Source organism: Mucilaginibacter sp. P1_D10 (assembly GCF_056406215.1).
In genome coordinates this window covers 308388-327643 of sequence record NZ_JBFUAP010000003.1, presented here as the reverse complement: position 1 = coordinate 327643, position 19256 = coordinate 308388, and the positions used below count along the sequence as shown (strand labels likewise).

General features: G+C 49.2%; 8 protein-coding genes. 3 read left to right on the top strand and 5 right to left on the bottom strand.

Going from position 1 to position 19256, the window contains the following annotated elements; genetic code table 11:
- Positions 1-6: 6 nt before the first annotated feature.
- From AC1DYT_RS05850 to AC1DYT_RS05830, 5 genes are all read right to left on the bottom strand, one after another.
- On the bottom strand, positions 7-1668 hold the full coding sequence (locus AC1DYT_RS05850; RefSeq protein ID WP_477468704.1) for a hypothetical protein: 1662 nt from the start codon (positions 1666-1668) through the stop codon (positions 7-9).
- 4 nt (positions 1669-1672) lie between these two features.
- A complete protein-coding gene (locus AC1DYT_RS05845; protein ID WP_477468703.1) occupies positions 1673-6418 on the bottom strand; it encodes a DUF6603 domain-containing protein in 4746 nt (1581 codons plus the stop codon).
- 79 nt (positions 6419-6497) lie between these two features.
- Positions 6498-7403, bottom strand: coding sequence for a PorP/SprF family type IX secretion system membrane protein (locus AC1DYT_RS05840; RefSeq protein WP_477468702.1), 906 nt, complete (start codon positions 7401-7403; stop codon positions 6498-6500).
- A 265-nt stretch (positions 7404-7668) separates the two neighbouring features.
- Positions 7669-15912, bottom strand: coding sequence for a cadherin-like beta sandwich domain-containing protein (locus AC1DYT_RS05835; RefSeq protein ID WP_477468701.1), 8244 nt, complete (start codon positions 15910-15912; stop codon positions 7669-7671).
- 301 nt (positions 15913-16213) lie between these two features.
- Positions 16214-16759, bottom strand: coding sequence for a phage tail protein (locus AC1DYT_RS05830; protein ID WP_477468700.1), 546 nt, complete (start codon positions 16757-16759; stop codon positions 16214-16216).
- 486 nt (positions 16760-17245) lie between these two features.
- Here AC1DYT_RS05830 and AC1DYT_RS05825 point away from each other — a divergent pair, with 486 nt between their 5' ends.
- Genes AC1DYT_RS05825 through AC1DYT_RS05815 form a run of 3 tightly spaced genes read left to right on the top strand, consistent with a single transcriptional unit; the run spans position 17246 to position 19256 of the window.
- Positions 17246-17815, top strand: coding sequence for a hypothetical protein (locus AC1DYT_RS05825; protein WP_477468699.1), 570 nt, complete (start codon positions 17246-17248; stop codon positions 17813-17815).
- Positions 17816-17823: 8 nt separating this feature from the next.
- Entirely contained in the window at positions 17824-18498 is a 675-nt protein-coding gene (locus tag AC1DYT_RS05820) for a hypothetical protein (protein ID WP_477468698.1), read from the top strand.
- A complete protein-coding gene (locus AC1DYT_RS05815) occupies positions 18465-19256 on the top strand; it encodes a sensor histidine kinase (protein ID WP_477468697.1) in 792 nt (263 codons plus the stop codon). The genes AC1DYT_RS05820 and AC1DYT_RS05815 overlap by 34 nt, the downstream gene beginning before the upstream one ends.

The window sequence follows — 19256 nt, the reverse complement described above, 5'->3', positions numbered from 1 at the left end:
ATGGGGTTAATCTTGTTTAGGCGTGCTGTAAACGCGGTGTGCGGCATCCAGTTTTTCGAAGATCGCCACGTGCGGATCGGTGCCGTTCTCCAGTGCCGATTGCAGTTCGCCCTTGCTTAGCACGCCCGGCAGTTTCTCCAGATGTTTTTGCACGCCCGAAGGATCCAGTATAGCTACAGCCGGCCCGTTTTCGCCGCCTGTTCCCAGTATGTGCTTGCCAAGCCTGCGGCCCAGGTAGTTCATGAAAATGTATTTGCCCGCCTGGTCGTCCATCAGGTCATCTTTCAATTGCAGCCAGTTTACGCCATCAAGCAGGGCGTTAAGCTCCAATGTAGCTTCGGCGCCCAGCAGTTTCCTTTTCCTTTTTAGCTGGTGGCCAATCATCAGGTTAAGCACCTGCAGTTTTTTCATACCCTGTTTCTTCCACTGCCAAATGGCAATGGCTGCGGGGCGGTTGGCCAGCGTTAGCAGGCGGCCCAGTTCCCAGGCAACGGCATAGCTTTGATCGAACACGCCGGTTTTGGCGTCGTAAATCATGGCTTTATCTGCCGATGTGATATGGGTGAGGTAATCGCCCGCGGCAATAACCGGTTTTATATTGTTGATGATTACCGGCTTTACAGGGCTAAATGGGCCGCGGTACCAGGCAAAGCTCTTCTCGCCGGTACGGGTATCATGGTTAAGTGCCACGTAGCCATCGGCGTAACGCGCTTTAACTTGTTTCTGCGCATCGGTGTAATCCGTATCTTTTTGGGGCCAGGCGGCAGGCGCATCGAAACGTAATTGCAGCGTACCCGAACTCATCTTCTTCATCAGTCTGCCGAAACTTACCCCTTCTTTTTTGTTGTTGAATTTCCAGCTGTATAGGCTCACCAGGCGCAGCTTCTGATCGGCAGGGAGGGTTTTGGCCGGGGTAGCGCCCGGCAGGTATTCGGCCCAGCCTTCTAACGATACCAGGTGGGCATAATAAAGCGCTTCATTATTGGGGTTGGCCAGGCGGTTGGCCAGCAGGTTTGCGTAGGTGCGCTCGCCGGTTTGCCCATCTGCTACCAGGCCGCCACTGTTTATTTTGCGTATATGCGCCAGGTATTCCAATTCGGCCAGCGTAGGCGCCAGTTGCTGGAACGTGCTCGCCAATACATCAATAGTGTTTGCCCGCAGCGCCGGCAAAATGTTTCTTTCCAGCTCATTATCCAACTTGATATCGGGGCCCAGGATTTTATTTTTGTCGTACCCGGCCACTTCGGTTTTTACCGTGCGCATGGTGGATAACGTGGGGTTAGGCATCGCGTTGATGGGGTTATCGTATATGATCTCGTCTGCACGGAATATCATCAGGGCCATCCAGGGTGTGCTGCCTGTATCGCCGTTGATTTGGCGTGCCCAGGGCAAATTTTGTTCATTGAATACAATATAAGGCAGGTTGGTATGGAAATCGGTACGGCTATCCGGCATGGGGTATTGACCCTGTACGCTGCCCGGCGGTAAAGCGAACCGCGCTGCCAGCACCTTGAATTCCTGGCTGAGCTTGTAATTGCCTTCTACGCCGTAGGACTTCTCTGTTATATCGTGCGTTACATCTATCCTATAGGTACCGCCCGTAAGTACGGGTATGCTGCTATCCAGAAACTGCATCTCATTAGGGCCTATTGTAGTTAAGTTGCTCATGGCTTTAGTAGTTTAATACGTTTTTTAAGCTGACAGTTAATTTATTCTTTGCGTTGCCTTCGTCAAGCCCGGCATCCTGTGTTGCCAGCTGCTTACTTAGCCCGGCAGTCCACGCGGATATCGCCTGCGCTGTACCGGCTGTGCCAGCCAGTTGCAACCCGGCTTTAGATTCGGTCTCGGCCCATATGCTGAAGTGTTTGCCGGCAACCACATCGGGCAGGGTAAAGGCGGCCCAAGCTTCGGCACCGTTCGCGCCTACGGCATCTGCCGACAGTACCAAAGCCGCCTTGCTGCCTGCATCATCGGTATAGATAAGTTTCACCACCGTATCGAATGCCGGTGCTGCGGATGTGGCATCAGCATCGGGCCTTACCAGCACGAATACTTGCTTTACGCCGGGGTAAAAACGCGTCTCTATCCAGCCCTCCTTTTCGGCATTGCTGTTATTGAGTACCAACGAACGGCCCTCAACCAAGCCGGTATCATGTATGTATTGCTTCTTGCCCACACTATGCGAGTTTTTGGGGCGGACGAGGCAGCCTTTGCCCACCAGGTATTTGGGGTTTACCAAAACCAGGCACGATTGCTCGTGCCAGCCGGCGAGGGCTGTATTTACCCCATTAAGGCCCTGCAGGCACATCTGGGTTGCATTAGCGGGGATCGCTTCGGTTGCTATACCGGCAGAACTTAGCACTTTATCGGTAATTATCCGCAGATACTCATCGAATAATATCATACGTGCGGCAACCGCGCCCGAGTGTTGCAGCGTTTCGGCACCGGCCGTGTGATCCAGTTCCCATACCTGCAGCATGCCCGCCGTAATATCAAATGTGTCTATAGGATTGGCTCGCCCGTAGCGGCCTTTAGAAGCCGCGGTATTGTACAAGCCGGTGCGCATAATGAGGCCCGTTTGCACGGATTTATCGAAGCTGTATTTGATGATGGTGGCCTTTAGCTGGTGGCCACCGGTCAACACTGCATTGCGCCTTAAGGTGGTGCGGGTACCGGCAACCATCTTATCGGCAGTCTTAACCGGTTGCGGCTGTGCGGCTGCATTGGCCAGCATAGGCGAACCCTGGAATATATTCTTAGGTTCCGAAGCCATGGCATGCATATCATCGTTGGCACTGGCCAGCGAAAGAACCTGGCCGAGGGCATCAATGATACCTTTACGGGCATCTCTTACAGCATCGCTTGCAACGCTTGTTTTTATCACATCCAGCGAACCGCTTGTGCTTAAGGTTATTTCTGTTGCGCGGGCAGTAGCATCAAGGCCGTAATTTTTTCCGGCCAGCTTGGAATAAGCCAGATTTATAGAACCAAACTTATCAGGCCCTGTTGCGGGATGCAAAGGCGGAAGCGCCGACTTGATGCCCTTGGTTACCCCACCCAGCAGTTTTGCCTCAGGTTTTTCTTTAGGGTTCTTAACGGCTCCATACATAGCCTCCGGTACATTGTCTGTGTTTGGCCTTAACTGCCATCCTTCTAAACTGTAGGCCTTAAATACGGTGCCATCTTCCTTCCGGATGGTTAGATTGAGCTTAGAGGCGTCGCCATCAAGGGTGACGTTACCAACCGGCTTTATACCAAATGCTTTGCCGTCAATCTGCTGTGCATCTACCCTGCCCTCTTTAGTTATGAAGGTGATACGCGATACCGGGAACGACGACATAGCGTTGAAATCGAAGGTACCGGCATCTACCACCCAGATCTCTTCCGTGCCTTTCTTTATCTTCTGTTTTAGCCCGGCGTTGGTGTTTATGGTGATGATATTGTCGGTCTTTGGTGCATCGGCAAAGTCCTGCAGCTGGGTTTTGGCATCGCCCCCCGATAGGAAGTAGCTGGCGAAGTCTTTCCAGCTGATGGTTTTTTGCTCGGTGTTTTTATTCGCGCCAAAGCCTACGGTGAAGGAAATGATATACAGGCTTATCTCTGCCACGCCGCCAAATTCAGGGCCCCATAGCTGCACATCTACCCCAAGCTCCAGCGTAATGGTTTTGTGGATGAACGCAATATTAACCCGGTACGATACGCCGATATTTATACTGATACCGATATCGTAATGGAAGGGTTTCCAGGCGATAAGAAAATCGGCCACGGCCTTAAACCAGGCCTGCAAATCGCCCTCCTGGTAGGTGAGCGACAGCTTGCCGCCTGCCATAACGCATGATGGGGTAAGCGCAAAGTAGGCTTCGCCATTGAAATTGATGCTGCTGGAAACTTTCCAGTTGAATGCCAAACGCGGCACGGTTGGATAATGCGGGTACGCCGCTTTATCGAAGTTTTTATTGTAACCGCCAAGGCTCACCACAAAATCGCCGGAGTGCGCCCCGTTGAACCACGAATAGTAGGCAAAGCCACCGGTGATTTTACAAGATGGGTGTATTACGTAAGAGCTATCGGCCAGTTGCGCCTGCACGGCCAGTAAGCCTTCTTCGGGCTCGAAGGTGGCTTTGATGGCCATCTGCGCGTTTACGTAAGGTTTCAGCTTTGCGTCGGCAGGGAGTTTTGGCAACTGCAGCGTACTGAGGCCCAAAATATCCACCTCGAATTTCTTGCCGAATTGCAGTATGAGCAAAGCGAATGAATTCAACAGCTCGAAGGAGTTGAACTTAACGCCGGCCGCAAACCAGTACTGGCCAAGCTCGGGCGGAATAGATTCAGACATGCTTGCCAGCACCTTATCGGTATCCTTACCGGTGAATAACCCGGGGTTGATGGCTGCTTTTACGAAAGGGAAGTTCTGTACCTGGTTTATGGCAGGCATTACAATTTTGCGGTTGTAGCCAAAACCTGCGGCCAGAGCCGTTACGAAGAATACCGGTGGGCCGCCCAGTGCGGCATTCAACACGCCGAAGATAAACAGCGATGGGCTTTCTTTTACCGTGCCGAAGGAACCCAGGGCCGTGATGCCCCAGCTTGCTGCCTGTATGGCTACAGCACCATTGTATTCCGTACGCTCGGTTTCTTTCCCGGCATCTATTACGTTTTTGAGGAAACCGCCGGCCATGCTTACGGCACCGCTCTTAAAGGTAAGGTCGAAGCCTTCGAGGCCGAGCGAAAATGTGTTTGGGCTGCCTGTTGTGGCTACAGGCACGCCTACGGTTAGCTTATCAAGGTCAAGCTTCAGCGCATCAAGGTTAAGGCCGCCGCTCAGTTGGAACAACAGCGCTTTATCTTCATCGCTCCAGCCAATGCCCACATCTTTCAGGGCCACAGGGCCAAAGGATTTGTGCAGCGGTATGCTTACTATATCTTGCGGTTGCCCGTCTTCATCGAATAATTGCAGATAGAAATTGGTTTGGTACGCTGCAAGCAACGAGAATGCCGGGTTTACGGTAGGTTTCTTGTCTCCTTCTTCCTCCTTTGCTTCTCCGCCCGATGCCAGCAGAGTTTGCGCCACGCCTTCGCCTTCGGCAGATGGGCCAAGCGGCAGGGCTACATTATTAACTGCGGCAGCCACACCCCATTCGTTGCTTAGGCTGGAGAAAAAGCCACGTAGCTGGGCTTGCTCCAGGCTGTAGCCTTGCACATCGAACAAAGGCTGCCCGTCGGCTTTTGAAATATCCACGCCCACGCTTATGGCCTCAAACTGCGGGTCGAAAGAAACGCCTAAGCCGTTGGTATCCTCGCTAAGTACATAAAAATTCAGGCCCGTGCTTTCGGGCGCGGTGCCGCCTGCGGCTTCTATCCAGTCGGTCTCGTCGGCAGTAAAGCTGCCTAGTTGCAGTTTCATTAAGGGGCTGCCGTTTACAACCACATCAGCAACCTGTATATTTACACCATAGCGGCCTGCTTTCTTTATCAGGGATATTTTCCAGGTAGGCTCCGGTTCGTCGTCTTTGGCTTTGTGCTCCATTATTACAAACTCATGGTCCTCAGCCATGAATTCTTCGAACGCGGTTTTGATGGTATCGGTAACGTAATCCAGCACCTGTTTGCCGGGGAGTATGATATCGCCTGCTTTATAAGTGCCGTCGGCCTCTTCTACCAGCCAGCCGAGGGTTTTAAGTAAATCGGCCCAGGTTGTGGTAATGGTTTCGTTATCGGCAATTATCTTTTTCTTGAGGAAGTCTTTTACGCCATCTATCCCGAGCACCTTATCGAGCATTTCCCGTAGCGTGGGTATTTGCAGCCCGTCGGGCTTTACAGGGTCTATCAGCTTTATTTCGGGTTTAATCGTATTTTCTTTCAAATCGAACGTTACCCAAAATAGCACCTCTTTGCAGGAAAGGAATTTCGCCCGCGCGATATCGACGCTCAATTTAAAACCTATTTCGATCGGGCCGTTCTTATCCACGGCAAAAAGCGGTTCGGTGGTATCGGCCTTACCGGGCATCTGGAAAATAGGCGTAAATACAAAAGGGTTGATGGTAACCGCGTCATTTTTGAATTTGAATTCTTTGTGCATGCCGATACCCAGCAGGGCCAGCGGATCTGCCGTTTTCTGCACCAGGTAAAAGCCGGAGTTCTTTGTGCCGCCTTTACCGTCGTCTACGGTAACCGGGAACCAGTTTTCGTTGAAGATGCTGCCTTCCTTATTGTCGATAGGGTTTTTCGCCTTGCCCATAAAGGATTCGACAACGGGCTTAAGGTGGGGCCAGTTAAAGGCTTTGGTTAACTCATCTTTTGGGTGAGGGAACCATTCCAAATTTGGCTTCGGCTCAGCTTTGGTGCCTTTCAGCAAACCAATTAATAGCCCAAGGTCAATAGCCTCGGAACCTATTTTTTTTAGGTCGGGTGTACTCATAGTGGTAAATAAAAATTAGGAACGTAGAAGTAGTAGGTTCAGAACACTTATATATTGAATAACAACCTTGGCCTAGCTGTTATAAAAGTTTCCTTTGCAGATCGGTACCCCAGCGGTAGCTGATGCTTACCTCGTGGGTGGCATTGTTGAAGCCCCCCAAATTGGTAGATGATGTATTGAACTGGTAACTGTAGCCAACCTTAAAGCTGTTGGCGTTTACCGATATGATGCCCGCCACCTGTTTGTTGGTGCGGTAATTTACCCCAAGGCCCAGTTGCTCTTTGAGGTAGAAAGTGCCCGAAAAATCCGCCACCACAGGCGAACCCTGCAGGTACGATACCAATGCCGCAGGCTTCAGTTGCACGTCCTCGTTCAGTTTGGTTATGAAGCCGCCGCTGAAGTAGTAGTGGCTGCGCAGGTAATTGGCCTGCTGTACCGATGCGTTCCCCAGGTTGCGGAAGCTGAGTTCCGGCACCGAAAGCCCCACGTAGTAATTATCGCCGTAGAACATTACCCCGAAGCCGATGTTCGGCTTGGTCTCCCGCACGTCCTGGCTGAAGAGCGGGTCGCTGGCATCCAGCGTGGAATAATTGGCCACGTAGCTGCGGATGCCCGCATTCAGTGATACCGAAAGGTAGCTGCCGCCACTCAACTGTACCGATTTGGCGAAGAAGGCGTTCACCTCCGTTTGGTTCTCTACCGCGAACTTATCGTTCACCACGAAGAACCCTGCCGCCGCCCCCATCTGCTCCAGCGGGAAGCTGCCGCTCAGCAGCAGGCTGCTCGGCGCGCCATCCAAGCCTATCAGCTGCCTGCGGCCCAGCACGTTGAGGCTGTTGGCTTTATCAAGCAGCGAATAAGCCGGGTTTACCGGCGTAAGGTTATCTGCATACTGGTTATAGCTGAACATGTTCTGCTGGGCCAATGCCCTGCTGCCTATTAAGAGCAGCAGGGTTAGGCTTATCAGTTTTATGTATTTCCTCATGATTGCAGCGGCCTGTTTATGCTTATTCATTTTCAAAATATACCGGAGCCCACAGATATATTTACCAGGACTTAATATTTAATTGTGATATAGCCTGCCGTATATGCTTTCTCATCTCTGTGCCTGCTACTATACAAACTTGCCTAAAAATTGTATTTTTCTAAAGGGTAAATACAGCTTTTCGTGAGGGTTTTATCAGGTATCGGGCTACCTATATTTAAGGCTTTGCCCTGTAATAAACAAGTATCACAGGGCAAAACAACACTTAATATTTGATTACGATATAGCCCGTTTTACGCTTGGTTTCCGTGCCTGCCTTATACTCTAACGAATAGAAGTAGGTGCCCGGCTGCTGTAGCGTGCCTTTAGACGAGTGCCCGTCGAAAGATTGCCCAAAGTTATCGTACCCTTTCGCCTGGTATATCACATCGCCGTTACGGTTCATAATCCTTACCGTATTATCCGGGAAGGCATTGATGCCTTCTATGGTAAACCTATCGTTCACCCCGTCGCCATTGGGCGATAGGGCTTGTTTTACTACCAGCTCCGGTAGCGCATCCGGGGTTACCTCCGGCTTTTGCAACACATCAATTTGGTTCCTGTCCTTAGCGGCTAGAATTACTAAAGGTGCTGCATGGGTTACGGTCACTGTATAAGTACGTATAGTTGTTTTATCAGGAGCGGTTACTACTACAACGATATCAGTTGGCGAACTACCGCCGTTTAAAGTATAGCTGCGCGATGGCACTCCCGAGGCCACTAGTGAACCATTGGTTTTTATTTTGGCGGTGCTGGTTTGTACGGTTGCTGTAATAGTTACCGATGTTGTGCCAACGGGTACTTCTGCCGAATAATTTACGGCGCTGTTGCTGCTGCTGGTCACCAGCAACGGAACATCAGGGTTTAACACTAATGCACTAAGCCCGGTGTTACTTGAGCCGGTTTTACTCACCAATATGCTGTATGTTTTTACCGTAGTGCCATTTGCTGCCGTTACCAGTAAATTGATGGTAGTAGGCGAGCCGTCTGCATTCAGCGTTATCGGGCTTGATGCTGTATTGGTTGCCAAAGTTTCGGTACCGTTAACCAATATGGTAGCACCTGCATCCTGTGCTTTAGGCGTAACTGTTACAGTTGATGTAGTAGCCGATACTGATACGGTATAATTTACATCAGCCGGGCCGCTTGCTGCTGCAACAAGGGTTGAGCCCGGGCTCATTTTTATTGCGCTGAGCGTTGCATTGCTTGATGGCAACCTGGTAACCGTAACGGTATAGGTTTTAGTATCGCCACTTGGGGCTGTTACCACGGTGGCAACAATATTGGCGCCTACGGTTAGCGGCACAGCTACCGCTGGTGCCAAAGCATCTACTGGTGTGCCATTAACGGTTATAGTAGCATCCGCATCTGCCGCAGTTGGCGTGATAGCTATCGATTCCGCGGAGTTTGATACTTTGGCAGTGTAGCTTGTTTTAGCAGCTGTAAATACAGGGCTAAGTGTGCCGGTACCAAGTGCAAGGTCGCTCAACGTGGCATTTGTTGATGGCGCCCTGTTTACAGTTACACTGTATGTGCGTTTGCTGCTGCCGTTTGGCGCAGTAACTTCAACCATGATCACTGTTGGCGTGTGTGCCGCATTAAGGGTAATAGAACCTGATGGTTTTCCGCTTTGAACCAGTGTTCCGTTTACGGTAATAGAGGCATCTGCGTCTTGTGCTTTTGCCGTTAATTTTACAGTAACAGCGGTGTATGGTACCGTGCTGCTGTAATTGGTAGTAGCGGGCCCGCTTGTTTCAAGCACCAGCGGGCTGCCCTGGTTAAGTGTTATACTGTTTAAGTATGCATTACTGGAAGCGCCTTTCACCACGCTTACGCTATAGCTTCTTACGGTGGTACCGTTTTGAGCGGTTATCACTACATCAATAAGCGTTGGGCTATTGTCTGCATTAAGTGTAACAGGATCAGAGAATATACCATTGGCAACCGATGCGCCGTTTATCGTTACAGTTGCGTGCTCCTCCTGCGGTGTGACTTTTAATGTTACTGTGGTAACATTGGTACCAACTGTTGTAATGTAATTAACGTTGCTGCCACCGGTGGTGGTCACCAATTCGGCGTTAGGGCTCAGTTTCAATGTGGCTACAGCATTGTTAGATGGCGCTAAGCGGGTTATGGTTATATAATGCGTTTTGGTGCTGCCATCAGGTGCAGTTACCAATACATTGATGCGGTTATTACCAACAATTAGCGCAATAGGGTCGGCAAGCGGTCCGCCGTTAGCTGTTATTGTAGCTGTTGGATCTGTCGCCGTAGCACTTACCGTAACATTTTGTACAGCAGCTGGTACGGTGGCGGTATAATTATCTGATGTACCTATCCTGGTTAGCGGGCCGGCATCTATACCGATGTCTGCTAAATTGGTTGCCACCGATGGATCGATGCGATTAATGGTTACTGTGTACGTTTTGGTTGGGCCCTCCTGCGGGGTTACCACTACCGTTTCAACGTTATCGCCATATGCTAATGATACAGAAACAGGGCTGTAGCTGCTTGCTGTTACGCCGTTCAGCTTCATCCTCGCTGTTGTATCAGCTATAGCCAATGTTAGGTTCGCACTGCCTGTTGCTGATCCTACAATTGCAGTGTAATTTAAAACATCCTTGTTAAATGCAGGGCTTAAGGTACCTGCGCTTATGGCTAAATTAAACAGGTCGGCATTGGTATGTGCCGGGGTAACCAATACATTTATTGTTTTTGCCGAACCATCTTCTGCTGTTACAACAACAGGGAAAGAGTTGGCAGGGCCGGTTATTGGCAGGCTTTGCGAGCTCATGCCTTTAGGTACCCCTATGCCGTTTACCTTTACGGTAGCAAAGCTACTGGTAGCAGTTGGCGTTAAAATTACGTTTGTGGCGTCAGTTGGTACTACTATCTGGTAAAAAGTACCGGCGCTGGTAAAGGATTGGTTAAACCTGCCCACGCTGCTTGTTAAGCCACTTAAAGTATTATCCGACGATACGGGGCGGGTTATGGTTATGGTATAAATGGCCATGGTAGTGCCATCCTGTGCTGTACTGGTAATAATAAGCGTGTTGTACAGCGCATTAACCGGTACAGTTATTAAATGCTGGTTTGGTATAGGCAGGTTGTGCCCATTAAGCCTTGCCTGCAGTGATGCTGTTGTATCTATAAGCACAGGTGTTATGTCTACCGATTCTACTCCGGCAGGTAAAGTAACCGAGTAATTAGGATCGGCAGTTGGGTTAAATGCAGGCGACAAGGTGCCCTGGCTCAAGGTTAAATTAGCCAGCCCCGGCTCGCTGGATAGCGCCCTGGTTATGCTTAAAGTATAGGTTTTGGTAACAACACCATCCTCGGCGGTTACTACTATATAATAATTATGGAAGCCAACAGAAAGGTTGCTAAGGTTTATGGCTGCGCCCGATGTTGCATCGGCAGCGTTAACCTTCATGGTTGCATTAGCGTTGGCCAATGTTGGGGTAAATGATATTGCCGAAACTGAATTTGGCAGGTAAACATTGTAAGTGCCGGTAGCGCTTTCAAACACAGGGTCTAACGCGCCCTCGCTTAAGCCTATGCCCGCTAAATCGGCATTGCTTGATGCGTGTACGGTATTAATGGTGTAGGTTTTGCTGGTTACGCCGTCGCCTGCTGTAATTTTTGTGGTGATAACGGTTGGTGCGCCATCGCCAATAGTTATCGGGGTAGATGCGGTGTTATTGCTAACATATTCGCCATTTACCAGTAGCTGGTAAAAACTCTGCCTTGCCGATGGTGTTATAGTAACGCTTGGTACCGATTCGGGCACCTTGGCGGTGTAAGTTGTAACCGCCGGGTCGAAGGCAGGGCTAAGCGTACCTGCGCTTAGCGCAAGGCCCGCCAGCGTAATTGGGCGGTTAATGGTAAGGGTGTAAAAAGTGTTGCCGGTGTTATCGGCCGATTTTACATTGATGCTGATATGATTTGAGCCTTCGTACAAGAATACGGTTTTAGCACCATATACAACGCCGCCTTCGCCGCCGCCGCCGGCACCGCCATTAACTCTCGCTTTAGCGGCAGGGTCATGCGTGGTTGGGGTGATAAGAACCGATTCTGTTTCGGCAGAAACGTTTAGCGTATAAGCCGTAACCAGTGGGTTAAACGACGGACTGATGATGCCCACGCCGCTGTCGAGGTTTGATAGCTTAGAATCTGATGGGATAGGGCTTACGTTAAAGTAGTAAGATTTTATATCGCCGTTCTCTGCCGTTACGTGTACGCCAACCTGTGTGGTATTGTTGTTGCTAAAACTGATGGTATAAGGCGTTCCCGATGCAATTGGGGTAGCAACCGCCGGGTAAGCGCCTATAGATAGCGTAGAAAGCGGGTCGGTTACAGTTGCAACTAATGTTGCCGTTGTAGAACCGTTAGGGATGCTCACCGAATAAAAATCGGTTGCGGGCTCGAAAGCACCGCTGTCAAAACCACCGCCATTCACTGTGGCGCTTGCCAGTGTATTAACGGTTGATGCAGGTGTTACGGTTAAAGTGCCGCCTACGGTGGTAACGTTGTAATTGGAAGCGTACACACCGCCGTTAACATAAATATTATAATCGCCGGCCGCTGAATTGATGTTCGCGTCGGTTGTTAGTTGAATGGCCGATGTAAATGCTGTTGCCTCGGTATCGCCATTTTTATAACCGCTAACGCTGTAAGTAAGCGCCGGGTTTGGCTTGGTAGCAACTTTGGTTTTGTTTGCGATAGTGAGGGTAAGCGGTGCGCGGTCTATCTCGAAGTACCCGCCTTGGAAAGTCAGTTTATAATTGCTGTCGTTAATGGCTAAAGTACCGAGGCTTACGTTATACGGGCCCGCTGTTTCACCTGCATCGCGGGTTAATGCGCCTGTAATTTGGGTACCGCCCAACAAAGTGCCCGATACAATGCTGTAATTGATAGCAGGGTCGGCATCGCCATAGATCTTAAAGGTAGAACCACCCGAAACGGTGATCTCCCTTTGTATGATATTGAACGGCGCACTATGGAAAACAAGGTCATAATTTCCGTCGTTGCTTATTTGAAAAGTACCTATAGTAGTAGCGTAGGTACCTAAAGCAGTACCCGGCTCACGGCCCAGGGCACCAGAGAATACGTCGCCCGCAACCGGTGTGCCCGAATAAGAGTACCCGATTGTGCCATCAGGCTCGCCGTATTGCACATCGCGGCTGCCCGAGTAAATATCAATAGCACGTTTGCCAATGCTTAAATTTGCGCCAGTATAGTTCAGTGTATAATTGCTGCTTAATGCAAGCGTACCCTGAGTTATAGCATAAGTGCCAAAGCTTTCGCCGGCAGAGCGGCTTATAGCGCCGGTAAAGTTATCGCCGCCAACTAAAGCATCGGCTGTATAAGTTAAGGCAGGATCGCTGTCGCCATAAGTTTTGCTTTTGGCAGCAGCGGTTACGTTAATAGTTTTCTTGTTGATGGTTAGGTTAGCACCTGTGAAATTCAGGGTGTAATTGCTGCTGTTGCTCAGGGCAAGCGTACCCTGGCTAATGGCATAGGTGCCGAAGCCTTCTCCTGCCGCACGGGTTAGCGCGCCGCTAAAGCTGTCGCCACTGGCCAATGCATCAGCGGTGTAGGTTAGCGCGGGGTCGCTGTCGCCAAAGGTTTTGATTTTGGCGGTAGCATTTACATTAATGGTTTTCTTGCTGATGGTTAAATTAGCACCAACGAAACCTAAGGTATAGTTGCTGCTTAGCGCTAATGTACCCTGGCTAATGGCATAGGTACCGAAGCTCTCGCCCGGCGCGCGGGTCAATGAGCCGGTGAAGGTATCGCCAAAGCTTAAAGGCGTGTTTACATAAGTAAGTGCGGGGTCTGCATCGCCGTAGTTTTTGGTCTGTGGGGCGATGTTAACAGTGATGGGTTTGGCAGTTATAGTAAGGTTATCAGATATAAACGATATGGTATAGTACTGATCTGTAAATGCGCCTGTTGTAGCGTTTACCGGCCTTTTTGTACCAAGGGTAAACGCATAAACGCCCACATCTTCTCCTGCAGCCCTGCCAAATGTACCCGTCATACCTTCGCCGGGCGCAACAGAACCCACAACAAATTGGTAAGGGAAGCCCGGATCGGCATTACCGTAAACCTTTGTTGCCGGCACAGGGTGCAGGGTTATTAGCCTTTTGGTAATAGTTAAATACTCGGGTATATAGCTGATGGTGTAGTTAGCAGACTGGTCAGCACCTGTGGTGGCATTTACCGGCTTTTTGGTTCCAAAATTTATAATATAGGTACCCGGGGTTTCGCCGGCGTCCCGTACGTATGAACCGGACATGCCATCACCGGTTGCTAAAGAGCCCACCCTGAAGTAATAAGGGTAATTTCCCGGGTCGGCATCTCCGTAAGCTTTAGTTGCAGGTGCAGGCTGAAGCGTAATGGCCCGCTTGTTAACGGTGAAAACACCGGCAACAAAAGTAAGTGTGTACTTGGTGCTTAAGGCTACAGTTCCCTGGGTGATATTATAAGTACCTGCGTTAACACCTGCGTCGCGTGTTAATGCTCCGGTAAAGGCATCGCTGCCCACCAATGCGCCAGAGCTTATTGAATACGTAAACGCCGGATCGGCATCGCCGTAGCTTTTACTTGCAGCATTGGCCGTAATGGTTACTAAGGCCTTGTTTACCGTAAGGGTTTGGGTGGCATCACTCGCCGCCAAATAATTAGCATCACCCGCCTGCGATGCGGTAATGGTTGCCGTACCAGGGGCTACGATATGAATTTGCCCGCTTACAATGGTTGCTACGGCGGTATTACTGCTTACGTAGCTTATGGTAAGCCCGCTGTTTGTGCTTGCGCCAGGTGCAAAGTCGGCATTGCCGTAGGTTTTGGTAGCAGTTGAGGCGAAGGTAATGGTTTGTACCGCTTTGGGGCGGGTTACCGTAAGGGTGTAAGTTTTGGTGCCTGCATCCTGAGCGGTTACTACCGTGCTGATAACGTTATCTCCAATGTTCAGCGTTAAGTTGCCCGAAGCCGAGCCTGATGTAACAGCTGTATTGTTAACTTTTATGGTTGCGTTGGCCTGGCTGCGGGTTGGCGTTACCGTAATGGATGTTGTGGCGTTTGTTACCGATGCTGTGTAAGAGGTTGTTCCCGCTGCAAACGCAGGGCTTAACGTACCCGAACTAATGGTAAAGGCCGAAAGGTTTGCATCGTTTGATATTGTAGTAAATGTAACCACCGCGCCATAAGTTGTACCCGCGCCATTTACAGCATAGGCCCGCGCATAATAAGTGGTAACAGGTGTTAAACCTGTAACACTTGCCGAATATGCGCCATTAGTGGTTACTGTTGCATTTGCTGCCTTGGTATCGCTTACGGTTGGCGTGCTGTTAGTTGAACTGTAAACAACTCCGCGTTCGGTGCTCATACCGTAGCCGTACACCAGTGTGCCGGCCAGTGTTGCCCCCGTTGCTGTTACTGATGCTGCAGCTGTGGTGGTAACTTTAGGTTGCTCGGGCACGCCAAAATCATATAACTGTGGCGAATTTACGCCGGTTGTGAAATTGAGTGTCGTACTGAACGTGTTATTTGTAAGGTTTATGGCAACGATTTTTCCTGAGCCATAGTAAGCATCGCCAACGTAGAGGCGGTTATTGCCCGCATCAAGGCCTAAGCGAAAAGGCGAATTACAAACCGAAGCTGCTATTTGAACATCGTTGGTACCGTCGATATTTTGTCTTCTTACCTGGTCGGTGGCGGAAAGTGTAGCAGCACTCCCCCCTTCGGCACAATAGTACAAATACCCGGTAACCTTATCTAAGGCGACGTCATAAACCGAGTTCAATGTTGTGGCAAAGGCGCGCGAGGTAACGGCGTTGCTATTGGCCAGGTCGACGGTTTTTATGCTTCTGCCGCTAAAAGATACATCAACTACGTACACTTTATTATTAGCCGCATCCACTTCAAGCCTGTAAGGGTTTTTTGTTATCGATGCGGCCACGGTTTGCGTACCGGTACCGTCCGGGTGTACCCGGTAAAGGGCATCATTTGCGGTAACTTGCGTAATATCGCCGCCTTCGGTAATGTAATACAGCCAATTACCAACCACATCGTAATTTATATCCTTTATATAAGCAGAATTGGCGCTGGTAATGGTACTTGTCACCGAACTACCGGTAATAACTTTGATAACATTACCGCTTAAGTTACCCTCGGATACGAAAATGCGGTTGTTATTACCATCCAACGCAACGTTGAGCGGTTGTATCAGCCCGGCGTTGGTACCTGTAATAACGGTACTTCCGTTGGTGCCATCGTAGTTCATTTTTTTGATCAAATCGCCCGAGGTAGCGGCGCTGGTGTTACCCGGTTCGCCCATGCTGTAAACAACCTGGGCGCGGGTAGCTGTGCCGATCAGCAATAATACTAATAGCAAAAAGGCAGCCTTTAAAACGCCGGAGGTTTTTAACAAGCTGCTTTTTAATAAGAGTAAATTTGTTTTCATAATGTTCACTTAAGTAGTCCGTTTTTTACGGCAACGCCGCTGTATTTTAATATAATATTTGCCCGTTTCAACCGTAAAAACTGCATGCCGGGCCGTGGTGCAGGTGTTATATCTATAAAGTTTTGCCTGGCACCGTTTATTGATGCGGGCTGTATAAAACTTGTTATTTGCGAGTTAATGGTGTCGGCCGTTTGGCCGGGTGTATTATGGCTAAATTGCAGGGCTTAGGAGCCTCACAACTAATGCCAAGTGAAAAAGCAGCGCCCCATTATTTGAAGAAGGCGCTGCTGCTAATATTTAATTATGGTCTGCTCGGGTATATCCCGTCCCAGCAGATAATATAGTTTATTGCCAATACCGGCGATAAAATTTGTACCGGCTGGTTGCCGCCGGTGTAAGAAATACTTTTTGGATTTAACGCTGCAAGCGCAAATACAGGGTCGGTACCATCGTTGTAGGTAGAAAGAGGGTTACCACTGGTACCTTCAATAGGTACCGACATAAAATTATTAAGCGGGTCCGACTGGTTGGCCGCGGTAGTTACCCCTTGCAGTGCATGCGTGTGAGACGGCAATTGCTGTTGTGCTAGGGTTACGGTTTCTGCACCGGCCATTTGCCCCTCATAGTAATTAGACAAGCCCCTGCCCTGGCCCGGATGCACCGGTGCACGGCCCCGCAGGTCGGGAAGTGCGAAGTTAGTAACGCCGTCGCCGCCGTATGTTGTGCCAATAAGCGAAAAAAGAGTTGAATACTGATTGGTTGATAGCAAGGTTCCGTCGCAAAAGAACCAGCCTTTTGGCGCAAAGGTGCCTGCAAAAAGCATGAGAGAAGCAATGTACTGATCCATAGTTTTAAATTAATTAGGGTTATTGTTTAAGGTCTATAATTTGGTGTGTAAATGTAATATATTTAATTACTAGTAAAAGAAATATTTAATATCAACAACTGCATATTTTTAAATTAACAAATTAAAATTCAGCGCATTAATAAAAACTTGTATATACTTTGTATATGTTTCTGTGATATATAGTTAGCCGTTATAGGAATACTGCCTTAACATTTAATTAAATGTTTAACCACGCATTGGCGGCTTATTATGCTGCCCCGAGGTATTTAAAATATAACCGGTACTTTATTCCCGGCTATACTTCGATCAATGTGTCCCCTTAACATTAATTATTTATTACATCCCAAATGTATGTTGAAGCTAAAAGCTGCAACAGGGTTTAATCAGCTTTTTTGAGGGGGTGATTTAGGGGTAAAAAAAGGCGGGATACTTTTTGCGATTGCGCCCGTAATTACCCACTTTCGATAACCTTAAATTCATAACGATATGACAATCAAAAAAACCCTTATCCTATTGGCAGTCGCAGGCATCAGCCTTGCATCATGCCAACCCAAAACCACCGCACCAACAGAACCCGCCCCCGGCAGCGGCGCCATTGACACCACCGGTGCGCTTGATGTTGCAACAGCTACTAAATACGTGGGCAACTACAAATCCCGTGCAGGCGAGGTAGATTCCATACAATCAGACGGAACGCATGTAAAACTGCCCAACACACGCTCGGTTTGGTTTAGTAAAGAAAAGCTGCAGGCTATGCTAGCTGCTTTAGAGAAAGAAAAAGACGGCGACGGCGTAAGGTTTTACTACGCAGCTTATAACCCAAGGCTGGGCGTGGCAGCAAAGGATAGTGCCCGTAGGTACGATGGTTACAACACCCTGGTAATGGTATCAACCGTGAAAAAAGATACCCTGGGCCAAAAAAACCTGCACTGGGATAGCTACATCCCGCTGGACGGGAAGCCCACAGGCATCATAGGTGCCGGCCCCGAAAACCGCGGCGAAATTTGCCCTCCGCCAAGCAATTGCCCGGCCGTTGGCGCTACGCTTATCAAGTAACCATTATAATGAAGCCATACACGCTTAGCGACCTTTATACCCTTAATACAGCGGCCGAATTTATTTGCTTCCTGGTTGCGCTTATATTCCTGTTTAGGGATAAAAGCGCAACCTGGCGGCTGTTTATCATATACCTGCTCATAACCGTTTGCGTGGAAACCGCCGGGCTCATCATCCGTAAGGTATTCTGGCTGCCCAATATGCGACTGTACAATGTTGCGCTGCTGGTAGAGTGCGGTTTTATAAGCTATTTTTTTTATACCCTGTTTAAGCCTTACGGCTACGGCATAAAATGGCTATATGGCTGGCTGGCGGTATTTGCGGTAGTGTACACCGGCGAAATACTTTACAACCATTTTGCGGATTTCGTTACCGTCTCGGCGGAGTTGATGTCGGTAGTGTTCGTACTGGCCTGCGTGTGGTTTTACTATCTGAAACTAACGGATGAGCGGTACGAACCACTGCTAAGCTCGGGCGAATTTTGGTTTGTGAGCGGGGCGCTCTTTTTTTACTTCGGCAGCACCTCCTGCAATGTTTTTTTCGATTATCTTAAAACAAACGAAATATCGGCCTATAACAGTTCGGTGCGGTACGTTATTTTCAAGGTATTGAATGTTATACTGTATTCATTCTGGTCAATTTCATCCGTATGCCGGTATCTACAAAGGAAATCGTTTCGTTAATTGGGTTAACCTCCATCGTTTTCCTTATAGCCCCTATCTTTTTGATACGGTACGTGCTGCTATATAATCGTAAAAAGAAAAAACACGAAGAAGAAAAACAGGCTATGGTAAAAACTTTAGAAACCGAACTGCTGCGCACCCAGATGGAAGTGCAGGAACAAACCCTCAAAACCATAGCCTACGATCTGCACGACAATATTGGCCAGTTGCTTAGCCTAACTACCATCACGCTCAGCTCCATCAACCTGAACGACCTGGCCAAAACGGCCGAAAAAATAGCATTGGTGGAGGACCTCACGGCGCGCTCTACCAAAGAGGTAAAGGCCCTATCGCGCATGCTGCACAGCGAGGAACTGTTGAGCAGGGGGCTGTTCTCGGCCATCGAATTCGAGCTGGAATGGATGAAACGTAGCGACCGCTTCGCCATCCATTTCGTTAAACCCACCTTCGATTCGTTCACCGGCGATGGCAGCAAGGAAACCATCATGTTTCGCCTTTTTCAGGAAATCATAAATAATATCATCCAGCACTCCAGGGCAACAGAAATATTCGTTAATTTGGAACAGGTTGAAGGGGCACTGAAAATGAGCATACGCGATAACGGCGCAGGCTTTGATGTGGAAGAAACCCTAAAACGAAAGACCGGCATGGGTTTGTACAATATCAAGAAGCGCGCCGCCATCATTAACGGCACCGCCTCGATAGAATCTGCCCATGGTACCGGCTCTGTAATCGCGATTACTGTACCCTATTTATAA